The organism is Rhizobium sp. YTUHZ045 (genome assembly GCF_051124255.1).
Classification (GTDB): domain Bacteria; phylum Pseudomonadota; class Alphaproteobacteria; order Rhizobiales; family Rhizobiaceae; genus Rhizobium.
The window spans coordinates 85,985-107,327 of record NZ_CP101434.1 but is presented as its reverse complement, the minus strand read 5'-3'; the positions used below and the strand labels follow the sequence as shown (position 1 = coordinate 107,327).

Sequence of the window (21,343 nt, the reverse complement as noted above, 5' to 3'; positions counted from 1 at the left end):
CCGCCGGGGGACCCGCGGTAGCAAACGCTCAACCTTCTTTTGCTATGGCTGGGGGGATTGCGTTGGAGAGGTTTCGACGATGAAAATTCTGACGGCGGCGGTTTTGATGGCAGCCATGCTGCAGCCGGTCACAGCCCTTGGCGAGACCGAATGGATGGGCGACGCAAGACAATGGTCGGTTGGCTATGCGAGTGAGAGCCCTCCCTATTGCCGGCTGCTGTGGGACAGCGAGATCGGCAAGACCGTCGAGTTCCGCCAGAGCGCCATCGAAACCTTCTGGCTGGTGTCGAAGAACAGCTGGGACATTCCGGCTGGCACCACGACCGAGGTGACGCTGACCGATCGCATGATGACGAAAGTCATCGCCGCCGAGTTCTTCGACAAGACCACTCTTCGCCTCTGGCCCGTAGGCAGCAAGGGTAGCGGCGGACTGAAGAAGATCATCAAGAACTCCTTTTCCGGAACCCCCGACGTGCAACTGACCTTTGCCGGCGACGAAGGCGACTGGACGCTGCCGCTCTCGCGGGTTGACCAGCTCTACCCGACCTATCGCAAATGCCTCAAACGCCTTGAAGCCGGCGGGAAGCCGAAGCAGGATTCCGAAACCAGCAAGCCGTTCTGACGGTCCGCCCGATTCAATTCATCGCTGGCGGCGCTATCTCGCGGATCAGGCTGCGCACGGCCTCGATATCGCCGTTGAGTGGCCGCTCGTCGCCATAATGGGTGATACGCTCACGCACGGCCTGATAGATAAGATCCGTGCCTGCCGCCCGCGGCGCCGTCGCCGCCAGGAAATCATGCGCCTGGGCGGCAGCCATCAGCTCGATCGCCAGGATATATTCGGCATTGTCGATGACGGCGAGCAGCTTGCCGGCGGCAGCCGTCGGATGCGCGAGGAAATCCTCCTGCAGGCCGGAGGTCAGGCCGCCGTCAAGCACTGCGGGCGCGGCAAGGCGGCGATTTTCATTGCTGAGGGCCGCTGCGGTATACTGGGCGATCATGAAGCCGGAATGGCTGCCGGCATCGCTCGCCAGAAATGGTGGCAGGCCGCTCACCAGTGGATTGACCAGCCGGTCCATGCGCCTCTCGCTGATCGCACAGAGCTGCGCCATTGCAACGGCGAGGCTGTCGGCCGCCTGCCCGAGCGCCGGGGCGACCGCATGCGCCTCGGAGGAGACGACGGGTTCTTCCGGAGTGCCTGAAACGGCGGGATTGTCCGTTACCGAAGCGAGCTCCTGATCGGCGATGCGGGCGGAATTGTCGAAGACATCACGGGCGGCTCCGTGGGCATGCGGCACCGAACGAAGGCTCAGCGCATCCTGGGTGCGCCGGCCAAAGGCGGCGGCGATGAGACCGCTGCCCTGGAGCCGTGCGCGCAGCGCAGCGCCTACTTTCTCAATTCCCGCAGATGGCCGAAGCGCCAGCACGGCTTCGTCGAAGGCGGCGATCTGGCAGCCAGCCGCTTCCAGCGTCAGCGCCGCGATGGCATCGGCCCAGTCGAGCAACCGCTCGGCGCGCCAGAGTGCCACTGAGGTCAAGCCCGTGGAGCAGGCCGTCCCGTTGACGAGGCTCAAACCCTCCTTGGCGCCGAGTACCAGCGGGGCAAGCCCGATCGCCGCAAGCGCTTCGCGGCCGCTCATACGCCGTCCGGCGAGCGTCGCGCTGCCTTCGCCGATCAGGACGAGCGCGGTATGGGCATTATGGGTGAGATAACCGGCCGAGCCCTTGGATGGCACGTCCGGAATGCAATCATGCTCCAACAGGGCGGCAAGATGCTGGACGATCTCACGCCGCACGCCGGAATGGCCGTGGGCAAAATTAGCGATCTCGGCCGCGATGATGGCGCGCACCTCGCGGGCGGGCAGAAGCGGTCCGACGCCACAGGCATGGCTGAGCACGATGCTGCGCGACAGCAGGCTCTGCGAGGCGCGGTCGACCACCGTATCGGCCAGCGCCCCGACGCCGGTGTTGACGCCATAGGCGCCCACGCCGGTTTCGACGATGCGCGCGACGATCCGGCTTGCCCTTTCGACCCGCGCCCAGGCAGCCGGCGACAGCGCAAGCGCCTCCCCTGCCCCGACGCGCGCAACATCGCGCCAGCCCAGCACCTTATCGAGGACGACCGTCATCGACCCGTTCCGAAATGACCGATGAACTGGCGGAAGGCGGGTGTGGCGCCGCCGGCAAACATCTCGTCCGGCGTGCCGCTGCTTTCGATCAGCCCTTCGCGCATGAAGACGACGCGGTTCGAGACATTGCGGGCAAAGCTCATCTCGTGGGTGACGACGAGCATGGTCATGCCCTCCTCGGCAAGCGCCCGCATGACGCGCAGCACCTCGCCGACGAGTTCCGGATCCAGCGCCGAGGTCGGCTCGTCAAACAGCATGACCTTCGGCTTCATCGCCAGCGCGCGGGCGATGGCGGCGCGCTGCTGCTGGCCGCCGGAGAGATGGGCGGGATAGGCATGGCGCTTGTCTGCGATGCCGACCTTCTCGAGCAGCGCCTCGGCCTCGGCGATACATTCGGCGCGCGGCCGCTTCAGCACATGGATGGGGCCCTCGATGACATTCTGCAGGATGGTCATGTGGGACCAGAGGTTGAAGGACTGGAACACCATGCCGAGTTCGGAGCGGATATGGTCGACCTGCTTCTGGCTCGCCGGCCTTGTCTTGCCGTTTTTGTGGACCATCTCGATATGCTCGCCGTCGACCCAGATTTCGCCGTCGCTGGCGGTTTCGAGCAGGTTGATGCAGCGCAGGAAGGTCGATTTGCCCGAGCCGGAGGCGCCGAGCAGCGAAATCACGTCGCCGTCCTCGGCATCGAGGGAAATGCCGCGCAGCACTTCATGGGTGCCGAAGCTCTTGCGGATGTTGCGAACCGAAAGTCGGGTGACGCCTGGCATGGTTGCTCCAATCAGGTCAAAAACGCCTATGCCTTCAGCGGCTGCGGGGCCGCTCGGCGGTGTCGGGAGAGCGAATATTCAAGCAGGGCCATGCCCTGCAGGATGATGAAGTTCAGAACGAGATAGATGATCGCCGCGCAGAGGAAGACCTCCATCGTCCGGTAGGTCTGCGAGATCAGCCGCTGGGCGACGCCGGTGACCTCCCAGACGGTGACGAGGCTTGCGAGCGCCGTCGATTTCATCATCAGCACAATCTCGGTGGAATAGGCCGGCAGCGCGTGGCGGAAGGCGATCGGCGCCAGGATGCGGCGCACCAGCAGGAAACCAGACATGCCAATCGAGCGCGCCGCCTCGATCTCCTTCGGCGACACGGCACGGATGCCGCCGCGGAAGATCTCCGCCGTATAGCCGGCCGTGCAGAGCGCCAAGGACAGGATGGCGCAGACCATCGGCTCGCGCAGGAACGGCCAGAGGAAGGAATAGCGGATGACGCCGAACTGGCCGAGGCCGTAGAAGACCAGGAACATCTGGATCAACAGCGGCGAGCCGCGGAAGACGAAGATATAACCTTTGGCGAAGCCCGAAAGCAGTCGGTTGCCGCTGACCCGCATCCAGACAATGACGAGGGCCAGCAGGCCGCCGAAGAAGATCGACAGCGAAAACAGGATGAGCGTCGTGGGCACGGCTTTCAGCAATGTGACCATGGTCGAGGCGAGAAAGGTGAAATCCATCTTCGCCTCCTTACGCCTGGCCCATGGCCGATGCCGGCATGCTGCGATTGGCGCGGCGTTCGGCGCCGTTGAAGATGCGGTCCGAAAGGCTGGTCAGGATCAGGTAGAGCGCGCCGCCGGCGATGAAGAACAGGAAATACTGCCGCGTCGAGCCCGCCGCCACCTGGCTGGTGCGCATCAGCTCGGCAAGGCCTGTGACGGAGATCAGCGCCGAATCCTTAAGACTGAGCTGCCAGACATTGCCGAGGCCCGGAATAGCGAAGCGAAGCACCTGCGGCATGATGATGCGGCGAAAGCGCAGCCCGCGGTGCATGCCGATCGCCGAGGCGGCTTCGAGTTCGCCCTTGGAAATGGCGAGGAAGGCGCCGCGGAACACTTCCGCCTGATAGGAGCCGGAGATGATGCCGACGGCAAGCGCGCCGGCGGCAAAGGACGGTAGGCCGAGGAAACCCTCGTAGCCCATCGCCTTGCCGATCGAGGTGACGGCCGAGGAGCCGCCGAAATAGATGAGATAGATGATCAGCAGTTCCGGCACGCCGCGAAACACGGTGGTATAGACATTGCCGAGCGTGATGAGGAGCGGACTGCCGGAGAGTTTCGCGAAGGCGACGATCGCGCCCAGCACCGCGCCGATCGCCAGCGCCGTCGCCGTGACGGCGAGCGTCATCAAGGCGGCGAGAATGAGCAGCGCGCCCCATCCGGTTGAACCGAAGCCGAGCAGTTCCAAGCTTGCCATATCGTCCGTTCCCCGTCCGCGGCAGTGTCTTATGGATTTGAGAATAACACGCGGTCTCCGGCGTTAAAGCCGGAGACCGCACCTGCGGCCAAGAGGCCGTAAGGCTTATTGCTGCGGGCTGACGTCGACCTTGAACCATTTCATCGAAAGGTTCTTGACCGTGCCGTCGGCCAGCGTCGACTTGATCGCCTCGTTGAACTTGTCACGCAGCTCGGTATCGGCCTTGCGGATGCCGAGGCCTTCGCCTTCGCCCCAGATCGAGCCGACGATCTCCGGGCCGGTGAAAGCAAGCGCGCCATTGGCTGCCTCAAAGGCATTGGCGAAATAGACGGCGTCGTCGAAGCCGAGGTCGATGCGGCCGTTCTGCAGGTCGAGGTCGCGATCGGCGCCGGTCTTGTATTCACGGATCTCGGCGATATCGCCGAAATTGTCATAGACGAACTTGGCATAGACGGTCGCCGCCTGGATGCCGATGGTCTTGCCCTTGAAGAGTTCCTTCAGCGCGTCGATCTCCTTCACGCCGGTCTGGCCGGGCGTCATCTTGATCGTGGCGCCGGTGCCGGCGGCATTGGCGAGCGGGCTATCCTTGGCCGTGGCGAAAGCGGCGGGAGTCGCGGCATAGGGAATGGTGAAATCAATAATCTTCCGCCGCTCTTCGGTAATCGACAGCGCATCCATGATGACGTCGAACTTGCCGGCGTTGAGCGCCGGGATCATACCGTCCCAATCGGAGGCAACCAGCGTGCATTCGATCTTGGCGCGCTCGCAGAGCACCTTGGCAAGCTCAGGCTCGAAGCCACCAAGCGTACCGTCGGCATTGGTGAGATTCCAAGGCGCATAAGCGCCCTCAAGGGTGATGGTCGCCTTCGTCCAGTCCTTGGACAAGGCCGGAGCTGCGAAAGCGGAAAAGGCGGCGACGCCGCAAAAAAGGATTGCGCTTAATTTCATCGATGAATTCTCCTCTGGAGTTGAAACAGACCTTGCGGCACCGCCGATCTCCGCCGGCTTGCCCGTTCCGTCCTATTTTTTCATCGAGGACTGTTCGGGAGGTTGTATATGGTACCATATGAGAAAATTTGTGATATGCAAGAGAAAAGTCGATTTATATGGCGAATTGCATCCGTGCAAAAGGAATAGGCAATGAAGCGTTCCGACGAGATGAAACGCGACCTGGCAGGAAATGACAGCACGCCGCTCTATGCCGGCGTCAAACAGGTGATCCTCGACCGCATCCACAGTGGTGAATGGCCGCCGAAATACCGCGTTCCCTCGGAAAACGAACTGGTCGTCGAGCTCGGCGTCAGCAAGATGACCGCCAACCGGGCGCTGCGCGAACTTGCCAACGAGGGCGAACTCGTCCGCATCCAGGGTGTCGGCTCCTTCGTCGCCGAGCGCAAGGGCTATTCGGCGCTGTTCGAGGTGCGCAACATCGCCGAGGAGATCGCCGAACGCGGCCATGTTCATGAGGCGTCTGTCGTCATTCTTGCCCAGGAAACCGCCTCTCCCGAGATCGCCGACAGCTTGGAACTTGAAATCGGCGCGGCGGTCTTCCACTCGCTGATCGTGCACAGCGAAAACGGCGTTCCGGTGCAGATCGAGGACCGTTTTGTCCATCCGGAAGCCGCTCCCGACTATCTCAAGCAGGACTTCACGACGCTGACGCCGAACGCCTATCTGACGGCGGCCGCCCCGCTCAGCGGCTCCGAGCATGTCGTCGAGGCGGCGATGCCGCAGGCCTGGGAATGCAAGCTGCTCACCATTCTCAAGACCGAGCCGTGCCTGACGATCCGCCGGCGCACATGGTCGGCAAAACAGGTGGTCTCGACCGCCCGCCTCGTCTATCCCGGCTATCGCTATCGGCTCGAAGCACGCAGCGGCAAGATGTTCGAAGAGTGAAAACACTCGCCATCTTGTATATGGAACCTACTGCGAGGCCGGCGTGAATCGCGCCACCAGCGCGTGGCGATCGCCCGGATAGGTGAAACGGACGTGGGTCACCGGACCGGCGCCGCTCCAGGTGCGGCGTTCGACTACCAGGCAGGCAGTGTTGCGCGGAATGTCGAGCGCCGCGGCCACCTCGGCACTGGCGGAGACCGCGTGGATCCGGTGTTCGGCCGTGCTCCACGGTACCTGGCCGAGCAGCCACGGCCCCGGCGCCACCGTCAGAAAATCGGCATCGGCGGCCTCAGGCACGGTTTCAAGGCTGATCAGCCTCTCCTCAAGGCAGAAGGGCCGCGCCCCGGCATTGTGGACGCAGACCACCTCGATGACCGAAGACGCCACGGGCAGTTCCAGCCGGCTTCTGTCTTCCGCTTTCGCCTTGCGGCTCGCCTTCTTCGAAAGCGCATAGGAATAAGGCAGGTTCAGCGACTGCACCTCAGCCTTGATGTCGTGGATTTCGAGCACGGCCGATTGCGCCTGCGGCTGGGTGACGAAGCTGCCGGATTTCTTGCGGCGCTCGATCAGGCCCGCCTTGGCGAGCTGAGTCAGCACCTTGTTCACCGTCATACGCGAGCAGTCATACTGCGTGGCGAGGTCGACCTCGAAGGGAATACGATGCCCCGGTGGCCATTCGCCCGAGACGATACGCCCCTCGATCTCGCCCAGGATGCGCTGGTGCAAGGTCAGATCCCTGCTTTGGTTCATCGCCACGTTCCGATTGGTTCTCCGGTCTAGATCGAATGCCTTGAAAGGAAAAGTGCTTTTTCAGGCCGCCAGCAACTCGCCCATTGCGGCAAGGAACCGCCGGTCGATTGCGTCGCGCTCGCGATGGCGGCCGCCTTCCACCTGCTTAAAGCCGCGCGCCCACACGCAATCGACGGAAACGCCGCCGGCAAACAGCCAGTGATCGAGGATCTGATCGCCCGAGAGGTAGGGAACGGCTGACGTATCGAGCGAAACGAGATCGGCGTGATGACCCTCGACGAGGCCGGCCGGCGCTCTCAGCGCGCCGGCGCCGCCAGCAAGTGCGTGGGTGAATAGCGAAAGCGCCGTCGATCCGCCAGGTGCCGCGACGACATTGCGGGCGCGCAACGCCAGGCGCTGCGAATATTCGAGTTGGCGCAATTCCTCCGGCAGGGAAATCCGCACGTTTGAATCCGAACCGATACCGTAACGGCCGCCCTCTTCGAGGAAGAGCGGCGCGGCAAAGGCGCCGTCGCCGAGATTGGCTTCGGTGATCGGGCAGAGGCCGGCAATCGCCCCGCTCTTCGCCATCCGCCGCGTCTCGTCCTCGGTCATATGCGTTGCATGGATGAAGCACCAGCGCTGATCGACCGGCGCATGATCGAGCAGCCATTCCACCGGCCGCGCGCCGGACCAGGCAATGCAGTCCTCGACCTCCTTCACCTGTTCGGCGACATGGATGTGGATCGGCCCGTCGCCCGCCATCGGCACAAGCTTCGCCAACTCCTCGGGAGTGGCGGCCCGCAAGCTGTGCGGCGCCAGCCCGAGTTCGGCGCCGTCAAGCCGGCCGGTCACCACACGGCACCCATCCATCAGCCTTTCGAAGCTTTCCAGCGAATTGATGAAGCGTCGCTGGCCTTCAATCGGCGCGGCACCACCGAAGCCGGAATGGGCATAAAAGACCGGCAGAAGCGTCAGGCCGATGCCGGTCTCTTCGCTCGCAGCACCGATGCGTTCGGCAAGCTCGGCGATATTGGCATAAGCGCCGCCATCCGTGTCATGGTGGAGATAGTGGAATTCGCCGACACGGGAAAAGCCCGCCTCCAGCATCTCGGCATAGAGCTTGGCGGCGACCGCTTCGACATGATCGGGCGTCATCGCCAGGGCGAACTTGTACATGACCGTGCGCCAGCTCCAGAAGCTGTCACTGGCAGGCCCCCGCACTTCGGCCAGGCCGGCCATCGCTCGCTGGAAGGCATGGCTGTGCAGGTTGCCCATGGCGGGAACGATCAGGGCATGGCGCTCATCGCCGGGTGCTGCGGCAGCGTCGGGCTCGACCCGGGCGATGCGACCTTCTTCGAGCGTCAGCCGCACGTTCTTCCGCCAGCCTTGCGACGTCAGCGCCGTCTCCGCGTGAAGTATGGTCATGGCCTTCTTCTCCTCCTGCCGCGCCGCCGATCTTTCTTTTCCAGAAAAGCGCGCAAAATTTCTCTTGTCACCTGTTGATTATGTATATACATGTTTCGGCATAAGGAAAGGCGCAAAGCTGATGAGCGGGAACAATTTTTCTGAGGGTACCCCATCCGCCGATATCCGGCCGGTGCTGTGGCGAAATGCGCGGCTTGCGACGCTGGCGCCCGACAGAGCAGGTCTCGGCATCATCGAAAAGGGCGCCGTGCTGACTGAAGGGGGCCGTATCGCCTTTGCTGGCGCCGAAAGCGAATTGCCGGCATCCGCCATCGAGAAATCCGAGATCGTGGATCTCGAAGGCCGCTGGGTCACCCCCGGTCTCGTCGACTGCCACACCCACATCGTTCACGGCGGCAATCGCGCCGGCGAATTCGAGATGCGCCTTGCCGGCGCGACCTACGAAGAAATCGCCCGCGCCGGCGGCGGCATCGTGTCCTCGGTGAAGGCCACCAATGCGCTGTCGGTCGAAGACCTCGTCGCCGAAGCGCTGCCGCGGCTCGATACGCTGCTTGCCGAAGGTGTCACGACGATCGAAGTGAAGTCCGGCTACGGGCTGAACCGGGCCGGCGAAGTGAAAATGCTGCAGAGCGCGCGCCTTCTCGGTCATATCAGACCGGTGCGCGTCGCCACCAGCTATCTCGGCGCGCATGCGACGCCGGTGGAATACAAAGGCCGCAACGGCGACTATCTCGACGATGTCGTGCTGCCCGGCCTCGACGACATGTATAATCTCGGCCTCGCCGATGCCGTCGACGGGTTCTGCGAGGGCATCGCCTTTTCCACGACCGAGATCGCCCGGGTCTTCGACAAGGCGAAGGCGCTCGGCCTGCCGGTCAAGCTGCATGCCGAACAGCTCTCCAATCTCGGCGGCGCCAAGCTTGCTGCGTCATACGGCGCGCTTTCAGCCGATCATCTCGAATATCTCGACGATGATGGCGTTGCCGCGATGGCGGCTGCCGGCACTGTCGCCGTGCTCCTGCCCGGCGCCTTCTACGCCATCCATGAGAAGCAGAAGCCGCCGGTCGAGGCGCTGCGCCGGGCCCGCGTGCCGATCGCGATCGCCACAGACTGCAATCCCGGCACCTCGCCGCTGACCTCGATGCTGCTGACCATGAACATGTCGGCGACGCTGTTCGGGCTCACCGTCGAGGAATGCATCGCCGGCGCCACCCGCGAAGGCGCCCGCGCTCTCGGCCTCATCGCCGAGACCGGAACGATCGAGCCCGGCAAGTCAGCCGATCTCGCCGTCTGGAATGTCGAAACCCTCGCCGAGCTCGTCTACCGCATCGGCTTCAACCCACTTCATGCGCGTATCTTCAAGGGCGAAAGGAACGGTCGATGACCATCACCCTCCACCCGGGCACCGTCTCGCTCAACGACCTCGAGACTATTTACTGGACGGGCGAGCCGGCAAGACTCGATCCCGCTTTCGATGCCGGCATAAACAAGGCCGCCGCCCGCATTGCCGAGATCGCCGCCGGCAACGCGCCGGTCTATGGCATCAATACCGGCTTCGGCAAACTCGCCTCGATCAAGATCGACAGCGCCGACGTCGCCACGCTGCAGCGCAATCTCATCCTCTCGCATTGCTGCGGCGTCGGCGCGCCCCTACCCGAGAATATCGTCCGGCTGATCATGGCGCTGAAGCTGGTCTCGCTCGGCCGCGGCGCTTCCGGCGTGCGGCTGGAGCTGGTGCGGCTGATCGAAGGCATGCTTGATAAGGGCGTCATCCCGCTGATCCCGGAAAAGGGCTCGGTCGGCGCCTCCGGCGATCTTGCGCCGCTCGCCCATATGGCGGCGGTGATGATGGGCGAGGCCGAAGCCTTCTTCGACGGCGAACGCCTTTCCGGCGCTGAAGCCCTCGAACGCGCCGGGCTGAAACCGGTCGTGCTCGCCGCCAAGGAGGGCCTGGCGCTGATCAACGGCACCCAAGCCTCGACGGCGCTGGCGCTCGCCGGCCTCTTCCGTGCCCATCGCGCCGCCCAGGCCGCCCTGATCACCGGCGCCATGTCCACCGATGCCGCCATGGGCTCCTCGGCGCCCTTCCATCCTGACATCCATACGCTGCGCGGCCATAAGGGCCAGATCGATACGGCTGCAGCCCTTCGCGCCCTGTTGGAACAATCGGTCATCCGCCAGAGCCATATCGAGGGCGACGAGCGGGTGCAGGACCCCTATTGCATCCGCTGCCAGCCGCAGGTCGACGGCGCCTGCCTCGATCTCTTGCGCTCGGTCGCCCGCACGCTGGAGATCGAAGCCAATGCGGTCACCGACAATCCGCTGGTGCTCTCGGATAATTCCGTCGTCTCTGGCGGCAATTTCCACGCCGAACCCGTCGCCTTCGCCGCCGACCAGATCGCGCTCGCCATCTGCGAGATCGGCGCGATCTCGCAGCGCCGCATTGCGTTGCTCGTCGACCCCACCCTCTCCTATGGCCTGCCGGCCTTCCTCGCCAGGAAGCCGGGCCTGAATTCCGGCCTTATGATCGCCGAGGTCACCTCGGCGGCGCTGATGTCGGAGAACAAACAGATGTCGCACCCGGCCTCGGTCGATTCGACGCCGACCTCTGCCAATCAGGAAGACCATGTCTCTATGGCCTGCCACGGCGCCCGGCGCTTGCTCGGCATGACCGAAAACCTGTTCGCCATTATCGGCATCGAGGCGCTGACGGCAGCCCAGGGCGTCGAACTGCGCGCGCCGCTGTCGACGAGCCCGGAGCTTTTGAAGGCGATCGCTGCGATCCGAGCCAAGGTGCCGAGCCTCGATAGCGACCGCTATATGGCCGGGGATCTCGCCGCCGCCGCCGCACTGGTGGCGACGGGGGCGCTGAACGATTCAGTTTCGAATGGCATTTTGCCGGTTTTGGAGGGTTGATCGTGATGTCTGTGCACTTTGCACCCCCCTCTGCCCTGCCGGGCATCTCCCCCACAAGTGGGGAGATCGGCTGGGCGGACCCGCTCGCTCCAATATCAATTGTTTGGCACAGCCCCATCCGCGGGTCGATCTTCGCCCTTGTGGGGGTCCGAAGGACGGGTCGAGACCCGCGGCTCGACCCCGGGTCCGGCAGGACAGAGGGGGGTAACGCCCGCAACGCCGGAGCGCTTTGCCTATGACCGCACCATACGAAACCCGCCAGGGCACCTCGCCGATCATCCTCGGCTTCCCGCATACCGGCACCGAGGTGCCGCCTGCGATCTATGACCGGCTCAACGACAACGGCCGTATCCTCGCCGACACCGACTGGCACATCCACCACCTCTATGACGGGCTGCTCGACAACATCACGACGGTCCGCGCCACCTTCCATCGCTACGTGATCGACGCCAACCGCGATCCAGCCGGCGTCAGCCTCTATCCCGGCCAGAACACCACCGGTCTCGTTCCGGAAACGGACTTCGACGGCAAACCAATCTGGAAGGACGGGCAGGCGCCCGCCGAGGCCGATATCGCTGCGCGGCTCAGGGATTTCCATGCGCCCTATCACGCGGCACTTGCCGCCGAGATCGAGCGCGTCAGGGCAATCCATGGCGTCGCGATCCTTTATGATTGCCACTCGATCCGCTCGCATATTCCCTTCCTGTTCGAAGGCAAGCTGCCGGATTTCAACATCGGCACCGATATGGGCAAGACCTGCGACGGAGCCATCGAGCAGGCGACGCTCACCGTCGTCGAAGCAGCCGAAGGCTATGACAGCGTGCTCAACGGTCGCTTCAAGGGCGGCTGGACGACCCGCCATTACGGCCGGCCCGAGACCGGTGTGCACGCGATCCAGATGGAGCTCGCGCAATCGACGCATCTGCAGACCGAGGCGTCGCCCTTCGCCTATGATGCCGCCAAGGCCGACAGGCTTCGCGTCCATCTCAAAAACATTCTGGTGCGCCTCGAACAGATAGCACCCGGCCTGAAACGATAAAAGCTCACTCGACAGGGGAACCGTCATGACCAATCCACGCCATAACATCCGCGAAATCCGCGCGCCCCGCGGCAATGATCTCAATGCCAAGAGCTGGATGACCGAAGCGCCGCTGCGCATGCTGATGAACAATCTCGATCCCGACGTCGCCGAAAATCCGAACGAGCTGGTCGTCTATGGTGGCATCGGGCGCGCCGCCCGCACCTGGGAGGACTTCGACCGCATCGTCGCGACGCTGAAGACGCTGACGGAAGAGGAAACCCTGCTCGTCCAATCCGGCAAGCCGGTCGGCGTCTTCCGCACGCATAAGGATGCGCCGCGCGTTCTGATCGCCAACTCCAATCTGGTGCCGCATTGGGCGACCTGGGATCATTTCAACGAGCTGGATAAGAAGGGCCTTGCCATGTACGGCCAGATGACGGCCGGATCGTGGATCTATATCGGCACGCAGGGCATCGTCCAGGGCACTTACGAGACCTTCGTCGAGGCCGGCCGCCAGCATTATGGCGGCAATCTCAAGGGCAAATGGATCCTGACCGGGGGCCTCGGCGGCATGGGCGGCGCCCAGCCGCTCGCCGCCGTCATGGCCGGTGCCTGCTGCCTTGCCGTCGAATGCAATCCCGACTCGATCGATTTCCGCCTGCGCACCCGCTATCTCGACGCCAAGGCCGAGACGCTCGACGAAGCGCTTGAAATGATCGATCGCTGGACCAAATCAGGCGAGGCCAAATCCGTCGGCCTGCTCGGCAATGCCGCCGAGATCCTGCCGGAAATGGTCCGCCGCGGCATCCGCCCGGATATCGTCACCGACCAGACCTCGGCCCATGATCCGATCAACGGTTACCTGCCGAAGGGCTGGACGATGGCCGAGTGGAAGGCCAAGCGCGAGAGCGATCCGAAGGCAGTGGAAAAGGCCGCACGCGCCTCGATGCGCGAACATGTCGAGGCGATGATCGCCTTCTGGAACGCCGGCATTCCGACCCTCGACTACGGCAACAATATCCGCCAGGTCGCCAAGGACGAGGGCCTCGAAAACGCCTTTGCCTTCCCCGGCTTCGTGCCGGCCTATATAAGACCGCTGTTCTGCCGCGGCATCGGCCCCTTCCGCTGGGCAGCCCTGTCAGGCAACCCGGAGGACATCTACAAGACCGACGCCAAGGTGAAAGAACTGCTGCCCGACAACAAGCACCTGCACAACTGGCTCGACATGGCCAGGGAACGCATTTCCTTCCAGGGCCTGCCGGCGCGCATCTGCTGGGTCGGCCTCGGCGACCGTCACCGCCTGGCGCTGGCCTTCAATGAGATGGTCAGAAACGGCGAGCTTTCCGCGCCGATCGTCATCGGCCGTGACCACCTCGATTCGGGCTCCGTCGCCTCGCCGAACCGCGAAACCGAGGCGATGAAGGACGGCTCCGACGCCGTTTCCGACTGGCCGCTGCTGAACGCTTTGCTCAACACCGCGTCGGGCGCCACCTGGGTATCGCTGCATCACGGCGGCGGCGTCGGCATGGGCTTCTCGCAGCATTCCGGCGTCGTCATCTGCGCCGACGGCACCGACGATGCAGCAAGGCGTCTCGAACGCGTGCTCTGGAACGACCCGGCAACCGGCGTCATGCGCCACGCCGATGCCGGCTACGATATCGCCCTCGACTGCGCCCGGGACAAGGGCCTGCGCCTGCCCGGCATTCTCGGGAACTGAGCCTCGTGAGGATCCTGCGCGCCGGCGATTACAAACGCATGCCGTGGAAGAACGGCAAGGGGGTGACGGTGGAGATCGCCGTCTCCCCGCCTGGCGCCTCGATCGACGATTTCGACTGGCGCATCAGCATGGCGGCGGTCGCGGAAAACGGGGCGTTCTCGATTTTCCCGGGCATCGACCGGACGCTGGCGGTCCTCGACGGCAACGGCATGGTGCTCGAGATCGACGGCAGCGCTGCTGTCCTGCTGACGACACAAAGCACTCCTCTTGCCTTCCCGGCTGATATCCCCGTCACCGCCAGGCTCGAAGACGGCGCGATCACCGATCTCAACGTCATGACGCGCCGGGCCGGCCTCACCCATAGCCTCGCCCGAATCGACATCGACGGCGCCACGCGCCTGCCGTTGCCATCGCCGACATGCCTGTTCCTCTGCCACCGCGGCATGGTGTCATTCCGCCGGTCGGGCGAGACCGGGACGCTTGCAGCCGGCGACACGCTGCTGATCGAGGATATGACGATAGCTGCGCTTGATATCGACGGCCAGGCCAGATGTTATCTCATCTCGATCGCTACTCACTGATTTTCCCTTAACGGTTTGGAATTTCGATCGATTTCGGAAAAAATCAGGGTGCCAGCATCGGCGATCGCGATATCAGGCCATGGACGCCGTTCCTGCTTTCGGTCTAAACTTTGCCCTTCTGATGCAGAAGAAGACCTAGACTGCCCGCGACATCAAGGGCGGCAAGGGAGCAGGTGTGACGGATCCATACGATATTCTCGGCGTTGAACGCGATGCGGACGAGGCGAAGCTGAAGGCGGCCTACCGGCGCCTGGCAAAGGTCGCCCATCCTGATTCGGGCGGCGATACGGAAGCCTTCGACAATCTGCAGAAAGCCTATGCGCTGCTTCTCGATCCGGTCCGCCGCAAGGTCTATGACGATACCGGCTATGACGTCGAGTTCGCCGATGCGGCCGAGCTGCAGGCGCTTGTGATGATCGAGAAGCTCGTGACCGACGCCGTGCTCGACGAGCGGGCGCCGGGCAGTTTCGATCCGGTCGCGGTCATGCAGGAAAGCCTCTCCGAGGAACTGCGCAAGGCGCGGTTCAGCAAGAGCGAGCTGGAACGCCACGCCTCGCGCGTCGGCCTGCATCTGGAGCGGTTGGAAAAGCAGTCCGGCCGTGATGTGCTCGCCCATATGTTCCGCGCCCGCATCGAAGCGATCTCCAAGGCGGTCGCGGAAACCGAGGCGAAGATCAAGGCGGCCGAACGCGCCGCCGACATGCTGAGCGGCTACGTCTACGATCTCGATCCGTCGTTGCTGCCGGAAGCTTCTGTGACCAATCTCGAATGGATCGAGACCTCCAGAAACCGCTCCACCGGCTGACGCAGCGCGCGCTAAAACCATCAGTAGGACAGCTTCGGATACCAGTCCGGCGCCCGGCCTTCCGGCGTCGTGTCGATCAGCGTCCAGAGCGGCATCAGATCGGGCGCGCCGCGCGGATCCTCGCCGGGATCAGCCGTCACGCCGCCCATTTCCTGGCTCCAGAAGTGGCGGATCGTGCCGTCGCGCCGCGTGAAGACGTTGTAGGCGGCGTCATCGCCGCCGCCTCTGCCTATGGCGTGATAGTCGCGGCTGTAATCGCCCGACGGATCGGAATAAAGCGGCAGGTGGTGCCAGCCGCGCTCCTTCTTGAAGGCGAGCAGTCTGCCGATCGGCGAAAGCGCGACCACCGCAAGGGCGGCGCGCTGCTGGATATCCGGCACCTCGCCATCCCAGGCCGACAGCAGCGAGGTGCACATGGGGCATGGACGCTCGCGCTCCGGCCCGAACATGTAGCTATAGACGATCAGCGTCTCCTTGTCGGCAAAGAGCTCGCTCAGCGAGATCGGCCCGTCGGCGCCTTCGAAGCGATAATCCTTCTTCACCTCGCCGCCCGGCGGCAGCGCCCGGCGCTGTCTTGCCACGCGCTCGATGTGCCGGCGCAATTCGATCTCTTCGGCCAACAGCGCATCGCGGGCGATACGATATTCCTCGCTCTCATTCGGGAAACGAACGGCATTCTTGGCCGCGAGTACGGCGGCGGGTACCAGCTGACGGTTATCCATGGCAATCCTCCTGTCGTTGCCTGATGATGTGCCGACCTCAGGGCAATATGCAGCACATCGTTGGAATGACGATCGGAAGATGCGAAAATCGACAGGGCGGCGAAAAATATCCCACTTCGGAATCCCGAAATTCCCCCGCTTCGGGATTCCGAAATTCGAGCCGTTTTGCGCGGTGTCGTCGCGAAGAAATAATCAATGATTTCAATCCCGCAACCTATTTCGGGATTCCGAAGTGCTATATAGATCTTGGTGGGATTATGCACGCTCGCCACACAAAACTGCTCGGACGCCGGATGCCTGAATGCAAAAAGGGCGCTCGACCCTTGCGGGGAGCGCCCTTATCCTGTCGGACAGCGAACAGCTCGACAACGTCGATACCGGGCGCATCCATTTTTCAGGCAGGCCCGCTATATGGACGCTTGCATTCGCCGTTTCAAGGGCTTTTTGCATCATCTTTAGCATGCGGCCACTAAAGGGCGGCGCCGGTCACCGGATTGACCACCGGCCGCTCGCTTTTGTCGCCCTCCCCAGCCGGCTGCACGGCCGGCGGCGCCATCGATTCGGCGTCGGTGGGTTCCGGCTTGCCGGGAACCACATTGACATCCTTGGGACGGCGCTGCTCGGGCTTTACGTTTTCATCATTCGTCGACATTGTCTGTCTCCTTTCCAGGGAAGAAGTCCGGGCTGCCGACATGGTTCCGGGGGCGGATGAGAGGATTGCCGATGCTCGAAAGGTTTTTGCTGCAGGGGCCGCAGGATGCTCGCTTCACCATCCTTCTTGCCCATGGCGCCGGCGCGCCGATGGATTCGGCCTCGATGACAGCGGCGGCCGACGCGCTTGCCAGCGTCGGCTTTCGCGTCGCCAGGTTCGAATTCGCCTATATGGCCGCCCGCCGCACCGCGGAAGGGCGCAAGCCGCCGCCGCGCGCCGAAACCCTTAACCCCGAATATGAGGCGGCGATTGCCGCGCTCGACGCCGGCGGTCCTCTCATCATCGGCGGCAAGTCGATGGGCGGACGGGTTGCGAGCATGGTCGCAGACGGTCTCTACGACAGGGGAAAGATCGCCGGACTGCTCTGCCTCGGCTATCCCTTCCATCCACCTGGCCAGCCGGAGAAGCTGCGCACCGGACACCTCAAAAGGCTCGCGACACCCACGCTGATCTGCCAGGGTACGCGCGACGAGTTCGGGACTAAGGAAGAGGTGCCGGGCTATGATCTCTCCGACAGGATCGAGATCCTCTGGCTTGAGGACGGCGACCACGACCTGAAGCCGCGCAAGAAAATCTCCGGCTTCTCCGCTGCCGACCACCTCGCCACGATGGCAAAGGCGGCAAAGGCGTGGGCCGAACGCCTGCCGCTTTAGGCACCGCCTTTTGGCCGTCGTCGAGTGGAAAGCTTCCTCACACCGATGCGCCGGTCGGCGGCGAAAACAGTGATTTCGAAATGATCGGCCTGCACCACGTCGCGGATATTCCTCGGCCGGTGCGCCGCGACGTTCACCCCGCCTCGCAGCCGCACGCTGTCATAGAGAATGCCGGCGCCGCCACTCGAGCGCACCTCTTCGCCGAGCACCTGCGATGCAGCGTAGCTCGTGCCGTCATAGATATCGGGCCGCAGCGCCTGTTCGCCGCGAATGTCGAGATAGTCGCCGATCAGGGTGGCGGCATAGCTGCGATAGGTGCGCGCCATCGTCGCCACCCCACGCGCCACAGCCTCGCGGCGGAGATGATGACCGACCTCGGCGGCGGCTGTCTTCAGATTGTCGGCTGCATACCAGGCGCCGAGATCGGGGCCATTGAACCGCATGCCGCCGGGTGCGACATGCAGGAATGCCGCCATCACGATGCTGGCATTGGGCGTGCCGTAGACCCATTCGTTTTCGGGAAGCCGCCGGATGCGGTCGGCCACGAGCCGGTCATTGGTCCATCCCACAAGTTCCATGACGGCTTCGAGATCGGCCGCCCTCGCCACAGTATCGAAGAGACCGATCGGCGGAAATTGCGACGGGATCAGCCGGTAGGACGGTCGCGGCGCCTCGGCGAAACGGTCGCTCACCGGAAGACGATGTCCGCGTCTTCGTAGGGCGTGAATGCCTCGTCGAGCCGGTTCGGCGGCATATAGAGCCCGCCGCGCGCGCTGTCGAGAAACCGGCGCACAGTCATCAGCCCGTCCTGAGTGCCGCTTGTGACGATATCGAGCGGCGGGTGGCCGCCGAAGACAGGCGCCTGATGCGGCGTTCGCAGCCAGTCGATTCCGGCGCGTTCGTCGGCAAACAGCACGCCGAGCGCCTGGTGGATGCCGAGCACGGCGGAGATGCGGGTCAGCGTATCGACATCGAGGGTGAAGGCGCCGTGCTCACGCGCCTGCTTGGCCCAGCTGTGATAGGTCGAGCGGGAGGGATAACCGAGCACGAGGAGGCGCTGCTCTTCGGTGAGCCCCCAGAGATCGGCGATCGCCAGGAAGGTCCGCAAGGCCGGCGGGCTCAGCCGCCTTCGATTGGCCGGCGCAAACCGCTGCGTTTCCAGCCGCTCCGGCTCCTGCTCCCTGTGTCTCGCCTGCTGCATAACATTCTCCTGTCTTGAACTAGATTTAGACCAAATCTGGGCATCCGGCAAGTTAATTGGAAGTGGGACTTCAGGATAGCTCTCCGGCCGCCTCGCGGATCGTCTGCATCAGGATCGATTGCGGCAACGATGGCACCCCATCGGCGCGCATCGTCAGCCCGACCGGCCCCTTGGTTTCGCCGGTGTCGATCGGCAGAAGCGCCAGCCGCCCATCGGCGACATCGCCTGCCACCACGCCGTTGGAAATGATCCAGATCGCATCGCTTGCCCTCAGGAAGGCGCGGCCGAAGGAGTCCGATACCGTCTCGATCTGGTTCGGCAGGCTGGAAATACCGTTGGCGATGAGGAAATTTTCGACGACCGGCCGGATGATCGAGCCGCGCGTCGGCATCAGCACCGTGTAGTCGGCGAAACCGGCAAAGGGCGATTGCCGGCCATCGAGCAGCGGATGGCCGGGACGCACGGCAAACACCACCTGCTCGGAATAGAGATGTTCGAAGGAAAAGCCCGCCATCTTCTCAGCTCCGGCCAGGCGGCCAACCACGAGGTCGAGATCGCCGACGCGAAGCTGCTCCAAGAGCACGGCGTTTTCGCCGGTGACGATCTTCACCCGGCTCCGGGTATTTTCCTTGAGGAAGAGTTCCATCGCCCGCGGCATGATGCGCGACGACACCGTCGGCAGGGCGCCGATCCGGATCGGCGGCGCATCGGCGAACTGCTCCTGCGCGACGGAATCGAGACCCTGGCGCAGCGCCGTCAGCGCGGCGCCTGCATGCCGCAAGAAAACCTCGCCGTAACGGGTGATCTTGATGCCGCGGCCGTCGCGCTCGAAGACGGCAACACCCAGCACCTCTTCCAGTTCGCGGATCGTCTTCGTCACCGCCGGCTGGCTGACATGCAGCAACTCCGCCGCCTTCATGACGCTCTTCTGCCGCGCCACCTCGACAAAGGTCTGCAGATGACGAAACTTGACGCGGCTGTCGATCATTCCATAACTCCCGGGTTATCGAGATGCCTGAAAATATCATTTTACTTAACCGGATCAACCATTCAGTTTTGCGCCAAGAGATGGTGGCGAGTTGACGACATCCTCGGCCTTGACGCGCGGCTGGTAGTGACGTGTGGATGCTCGGGCCAGGCCCGAGCATGACGGAGGGGCGCCAATGGCTGCCCTCACCCTAACCCTCTCCCCGCTCGCGGGACGAGGGGACGTGCCAAACGCGGCATCGAGGTTGAGGGAAACGGTGCGGCAGATCCCTTCTCCCCGCACGCGGGGGTCCGAAGGACGGGACGAGACGCGTGGCTCGACCCAGGCAGAGGTGGCGGCAGCCGGATGAGGGGCTACCCGGCTGAGCTCATGATGACGGAGGAAGCGACGTGCAGTTCGCCCGCATAAACGACGTGACGATCCATTATCAGCTCATCGGCGCTCCTGCCGACCGGCCGGTGATCGTCTTCATCAATTCGCTCGGAACGGATTTCCGCATCTGGCGCGATGTCGTGGTGCGGCTTGCCGGCGATTACGCCATCGTGCTGTACGACAAGCGCGGCCACGGCCTTTCCGACGTCGGCCAGCTCCCCTCGTCGATCGAGGATCACGCGACCGATCTTGCCGGCCTGCTCGACCTACTCTCGGTCAAGGATGCCGTCATCTGCGGCCTGTCGGTCGGCGGCCTCATCGCCCAGTCGCTGACGCAGCGCCGGCCGGACCTCGTCGGCGCCCTCATTCTTTGTGACACCGCCCATAAGATCGGCACGGCTGAGAGCTGGAACGCCCGCATTGCCGCCGTCAAGAAAGATGGCATCGGCAGCATCGTCGACGCCATCATAGAGCGCTGGTTCACGGCGGCCTTCCGACGGCCCGAGAACACCGCCTATTCCGGCTATTGCAACATGCTGACGCGCCAGCCCGTGGAGGGTTACCTCGCCGCCTGTGAGGCGATCCGCGACTCGGATTTCACCGAGGCCGCGAAGTCGATCGCTGTGCCGACAATCTGCATCGTCGGCGACCAGGACGGCTCGACCCCGCCCGATCTGGTACTCTCCACGGCGCGGCTGATATCAGGCGCCCATTACGAGGTCATCCGCGACTGCGCCCATATTCCTTGCGTCGAGCAGCCGGAGGCGCTGACGGCGATCATCCGCGCCTTCCTCACCTCTATTTCGCCTAGAGAAAGCAGCCCATGAACGAAACAGCCTCCTCCTCCGAACGCTATCGGCAAGGCATGGCGACCCGTCGCGCCGTGCTCGGAGACGCCCATGTCGAGCGCGCCATAGCGGCAACGACGGAGTTCGACCGCCCCTTCCAGGAGCTGATCACCGAAGCCGCCTGGGGCCATGTCTGGTCGCGCCCGGCGCTGACGAGGCGCGAGCGTTCGATCGTCACCATCGCCCTGCTGGCCGCACTCGGCCAGGACGATGAGGTCGCCATGCATGTGCGTGCCACCGCCAATACGGGTGCGACCCGGGAGGATATCTGCGAGGCGCTGTTGCATGTGGCGATCTATGCCGGCGTTCCCGCCGCCAACCACGCTATCAAGATTGCCAAGCAGGCCTTTGCACAGATGGACGCCGAGAAAGCGACCTGAGGGGG

23 protein-coding genes are annotated in these 21,343 nt (G+C 63.8%); 11 read left to right on the top strand and 12 right to left on the bottom strand.

The annotated features are described in order from the left end of the window. Positions 1-79 precede the first annotated feature (79 nt). Positions 80-622, top strand: coding sequence for a hypothetical protein (locus NMA58_RS27640; RefSeq protein ID WP_434714711.1), 543 nt, complete (start codon positions 80-82; stop codon positions 620-622). A gap of 13 nt (positions 623-635) precedes the next feature. On the opposite strand, the gene NMA58_RS27635 is transcribed toward NMA58_RS27640, so the two are convergent. From NMA58_RS27635 to NMA58_RS27615, 5 genes are all read right to left on the bottom strand, one after another. Next, positions 636-2,129, bottom strand: a complete 1,494-nt coding sequence (locus tag NMA58_RS27635; RefSeq protein WP_434714709.1) for an HAL/PAL/TAL family ammonia-lyase — start codon at positions 2,127-2,129, stop codon at positions 636-638. Continuing rightward, positions 2,126-2,902 carry an ABC transporter ATP-binding protein gene (locus tag NMA58_RS27630; protein WP_097598840.1) on the bottom strand — a complete coding sequence of 259 codons (777 nt, stop codon included), beginning with the start codon at positions 2,900-2,902 and terminating at the stop codon, positions 2,126-2,128. Before NMA58_RS27630 ends, NMA58_RS27635 begins: the two co-directional genes overlap by 4 nt. A 26-nt stretch (positions 2,903-2,928) precedes the next feature. Then, entirely contained in the window at positions 2,929-3,633 is a 705-nt protein-coding gene (locus tag NMA58_RS27625) for an ABC transporter permease (protein WP_097598839.1), read from the bottom strand. A gap of 10 nt (positions 3,634-3,643) precedes the next feature. Continuing rightward, positions 3,644-4,369 carry an ABC transporter permease gene (locus NMA58_RS27620; protein ID WP_434714706.1) on the bottom strand — a complete coding sequence of 242 codons (726 nt, stop codon included), beginning with the start codon at positions 4,367-4,369 and terminating at the stop codon, positions 3,644-3,646. A 105-nt stretch (positions 4,370-4,474) separates the two neighbouring features. Further along, positions 4,475-5,317 carry a transporter substrate-binding domain-containing protein gene (locus tag NMA58_RS27615; protein ID WP_097598837.1) on the bottom strand — a complete coding sequence of 281 codons (843 nt, stop codon included), beginning with the start codon at positions 5,315-5,317 and terminating at the stop codon, positions 4,475-4,477. Positions 5,318-5,509: 192 nt separating this feature from the next. On the opposite strand from NMA58_RS27615, the gene hutC (NMA58_RS27610) reads away from it, so the two are divergent. Next, a complete protein-coding gene (gene hutC, locus NMA58_RS27610; protein WP_085780927.1) occupies positions 5,510-6,265 on the top strand; it encodes a histidine utilization repressor in 756 nt (251 codons plus the stop codon). A 27-nt stretch (positions 6,266-6,292) separates the two neighbouring features. Here hutC (NMA58_RS27610) and hutC (NMA58_RS27605) read toward each other — a convergent pair whose 3' ends face one another. Both hutC (NMA58_RS27605) and NMA58_RS27600 read right to left on the bottom strand, forming a co-directional pair. Further along, positions 6,293-7,015 (bottom strand): histidine utilization repressor, encoded by a 723-nt coding sequence (gene hutC, locus NMA58_RS27605; RefSeq protein ID WP_097598836.1) that lies wholly within the window; start codon positions 7,013-7,015, stop codon positions 6,293-6,295. 60 nt (positions 7,016-7,075) lie between these two features. After that, positions 7,076-8,422 carry a formimidoylglutamate deiminase gene (locus tag NMA58_RS27600; RefSeq protein ID WP_434714703.1) on the bottom strand — a complete coding sequence of 449 codons (1,347 nt, stop codon included), beginning with the start codon at positions 8,420-8,422 and terminating at the stop codon, positions 7,076-7,078. 121 nt (positions 8,423-8,543) lie between these two features. Between NMA58_RS27600 and hutI the strand changes: the two genes are divergently transcribed. The 6 genes from hutI to NMA58_RS27570 all read left to right on the top strand — a co-directional run bounded on the left by hutI (position 8,544) and on the right by NMA58_RS27570 (position 15,462). Beyond that, positions 8,544-9,806: an imidazolonepropionase gene (hutI, locus tag NMA58_RS27595; RefSeq protein WP_434714701.1), complete on the top strand. Its 1,263-nt coding sequence runs from the start codon at positions 8,544-8,546 to the stop codon at positions 9,804-9,806. Next, on the top strand, positions 9,803-11,338 hold the full coding sequence (gene hutH / locus NMA58_RS27590; protein ID WP_434714699.1) for a histidine ammonia-lyase: 1,536 nt from the start codon (positions 9,803-9,805) through the stop codon (positions 11,336-11,338). The genes hutI and hutH overlap by 4 nt, the downstream gene beginning before the upstream one ends. 235 nt (positions 11,339-11,573) lie before the next feature. Continuing rightward, positions 11,574-12,377, top strand: a complete 804-nt coding sequence (gene hutG / locus NMA58_RS27585; protein ID WP_434714697.1) for an N-formylglutamate deformylase — start codon at positions 11,574-11,576, stop codon at positions 12,375-12,377. 25 nt (positions 12,378-12,402) lie between these two features. Further along, on the top strand, positions 12,403-14,076 hold the full coding sequence (gene hutU / locus NMA58_RS27580) for a urocanate hydratase (RefSeq protein ID WP_221139336.1): 1,674 nt from the start codon (positions 12,403-12,405) through the stop codon (positions 14,074-14,076). Between the two features lie 5 nt (positions 14,077-14,081). After that, entirely contained in the window at positions 14,082-14,657 is a 576-nt protein-coding gene (locus tag NMA58_RS27575) for a HutD/Ves family protein (protein ID WP_430959285.1), read from the top strand. 175 nt (positions 14,658-14,832) lie between these two features. Then, positions 14,833-15,462 carry a J domain-containing protein gene (locus tag NMA58_RS27570; protein ID WP_011427926.1) on the top strand — a complete coding sequence of 210 codons (630 nt, stop codon included), beginning with the start codon at positions 14,833-14,835 and terminating at the stop codon, positions 15,460-15,462. Between the two features lie 20 nt (positions 15,463-15,482). Here NMA58_RS27570 and NMA58_RS27565 read toward each other — a convergent pair whose 3' ends face one another. Continuing rightward, positions 15,483-16,184 carry a DUF899 family protein gene (locus NMA58_RS27565; RefSeq protein ID WP_430959286.1) on the bottom strand — a complete coding sequence of 234 codons (702 nt, stop codon included), beginning with the start codon at positions 16,182-16,184 and terminating at the stop codon, positions 15,483-15,485. Positions 16,185-16,653: 469 nt separating this feature from the next. Further along, entirely contained in the window at positions 16,654-16,836 is a 183-nt protein-coding gene (locus NMA58_RS27560) for a hypothetical protein (RefSeq protein WP_430959287.1), read from the bottom strand. Positions 16,837-16,907: 71 nt separating this feature from the next. On the opposite strand from NMA58_RS27560, the gene NMA58_RS27555 reads away from it, so the two are divergent. After that, positions 16,908-17,549, top strand: coding sequence for an alpha/beta hydrolase family protein (locus tag NMA58_RS27555; RefSeq protein ID WP_434714693.1), 642 nt, complete (start codon positions 16,908-16,910; stop codon positions 17,547-17,549). Here NMA58_RS27555 and NMA58_RS27550 read toward each other — a convergent pair. The 3 genes from NMA58_RS27550 to pcaQ all read right to left on the bottom strand — a co-directional run bounded on the left by NMA58_RS27550 (position 17,546) and on the right by pcaQ (position 19,738). Continuing rightward, the gene (locus NMA58_RS27550; protein WP_434714692.1) at positions 17,546-18,241 is read right to left on the bottom strand and encodes an RES family NAD+ phosphorylase; all 696 of its coding nucleotides are present in this window, start codon (positions 18,239-18,241) and stop codon (positions 17,546-17,548) included. The genes NMA58_RS27555 and NMA58_RS27550 overlap by 4 nt on opposite strands. Further along, entirely contained in the window at positions 18,238-18,750 is a 513-nt protein-coding gene (locus NMA58_RS27545; protein ID WP_434714691.1) for an MbcA/ParS/Xre antitoxin family protein, read from the bottom strand. Before NMA58_RS27545 ends, NMA58_RS27550 begins: the two co-directional genes overlap by 4 nt. Positions 18,751-18,820: 70 nt before the next feature. Continuing rightward, positions 18,821-19,738, bottom strand: coding sequence for a pca operon transcription factor PcaQ (pcaQ, locus tag NMA58_RS27540; protein WP_434714690.1), 918 nt, complete (start codon positions 19,736-19,738; stop codon positions 18,821-18,823). Between the two features lie 389 nt (positions 19,739-20,127). Between pcaQ and pcaD the strand changes: the two genes are divergently transcribed. Both pcaD and pcaC read left to right on the top strand, forming a co-directional pair. Further along, positions 20,128-20,937 (top strand): 3-oxoadipate enol-lactonase, encoded by an 810-nt coding sequence (pcaD, locus tag NMA58_RS27535; protein WP_434714688.1) that lies wholly within the window; start codon positions 20,128-20,130, stop codon positions 20,935-20,937. After that, positions 20,934-21,338: a 4-carboxymuconolactone decarboxylase gene (gene pcaC / locus NMA58_RS27530; RefSeq protein WP_221112774.1), complete on the top strand. Its 405-nt coding sequence runs from the start codon at positions 20,934-20,936 to the stop codon at positions 21,336-21,338. Before pcaD ends, pcaC begins: the two co-directional genes overlap by 4 nt. Positions 21,339-21,343 lie beyond the last annotated feature (5 nt).

Coding starts and splice junctions, on each gene's coding strand:
- pcaC (WP_221112774.1), top strand. CDS start 20,934: ATGAACGAAACAGCCTCCTCCTCCGAACGCTATCGGCAAGGCATGGCG.
- NMA58_RS27565 (WP_430959286.1), bottom strand. CDS start 16,184: ATGGATAACCGTCAGCTGGTACCCGCCGCCGTACTCGCGGCCAAGAAT.
- pcaQ (WP_434714690.1), bottom strand. CDS start 19,738: ATGATCGACAGCCGCGTCAAGTTTCGTCATCTGCAGACCTTTGTCGAG.
- NMA58_RS27600 (WP_434714703.1), bottom strand. CDS start 8,422: ATGACCATACTTCACGCGGAGACGGCGCTGACGTCGCAAGGCTGGCGG.
- hutI (WP_434714701.1), top strand. CDS start 8,544: ATGAGCGGGAACAATTTTTCTGAGGGTACCCCATCCGCCGATATCCGG.
- hutC (WP_085780927.1), top strand. CDS start 5,510: ATGAAGCGTTCCGACGAGATGAAACGCGACCTGGCAGGAAATGACAGC.
- NMA58_RS27635 (WP_434714709.1), bottom strand. CDS start 2,129: ATGACGGTCGTCCTCGATAAGGTGCTGGGCTGGCGCGATGTTGCGCGC.
- NMA58_RS27630 (WP_097598840.1), bottom strand. CDS start 2,902: ATGCCAGGCGTCACCCGACTTTCGGTTCGCAACATCCGCAAGAGCTTC.
- NMA58_RS27620 (WP_434714706.1), bottom strand. CDS start 4,369: ATGGCAAGCTTGGAACTGCTCGGCTTCGGTTCAACCGGATGGGGCGCG.
- NMA58_RS27555 (WP_434714693.1), top strand. CDS start 16,908: ATGCTCGAAAGGTTTTTGCTGCAGGGGCCGCAGGATGCTCGCTTCACC.
- NMA58_RS27545 (WP_434714691.1), bottom strand. CDS start 18,750: ATGCAGCAGGCGAGACACAGGGAGCAGGAGCCGGAGCGGCTGGAAACG.
- NMA58_RS27560 (WP_430959287.1), bottom strand. CDS start 16,836: ATGTCGACGAATGATGAAAACGTAAAGCCCGAGCAGCGCCGTCCCAAG.
- hutG (WP_434714697.1), top strand. CDS start 11,574: ATGACCGCACCATACGAAACCCGCCAGGGCACCTCGCCGATCATCCTC.
- NMA58_RS27615 (WP_097598837.1), bottom strand. CDS start 5,317: ATGAAATTAAGCGCAATCCTTTTTTGCGGCGTCGCCGCCTTTTCCGCT.
- hutU (WP_221139336.1), top strand. CDS start 12,403: ATGACCAATCCACGCCATAACATCCGCGAAATCCGCGCGCCCCGCGGC.
- hutH (WP_434714699.1), top strand. CDS start 9,803: ATGACCATCACCCTCCACCCGGGCACCGTCTCGCTCAACGACCTCGAG.
- NMA58_RS27625 (WP_097598839.1), bottom strand. CDS start 3,633: ATGGATTTCACCTTTCTCGCCTCGACCATGGTCACATTGCTGAAAGCC.
- NMA58_RS27640 (WP_434714711.1), top strand. CDS start 80: ATGAAAATTCTGACGGCGGCGGTTTTGATGGCAGCCATGCTGCAGCCG.
- hutC (WP_097598836.1), bottom strand. CDS start 7,015: ATGAACCAAAGCAGGGATCTGACCTTGCACCAGCGCATCCTGGGCGAG.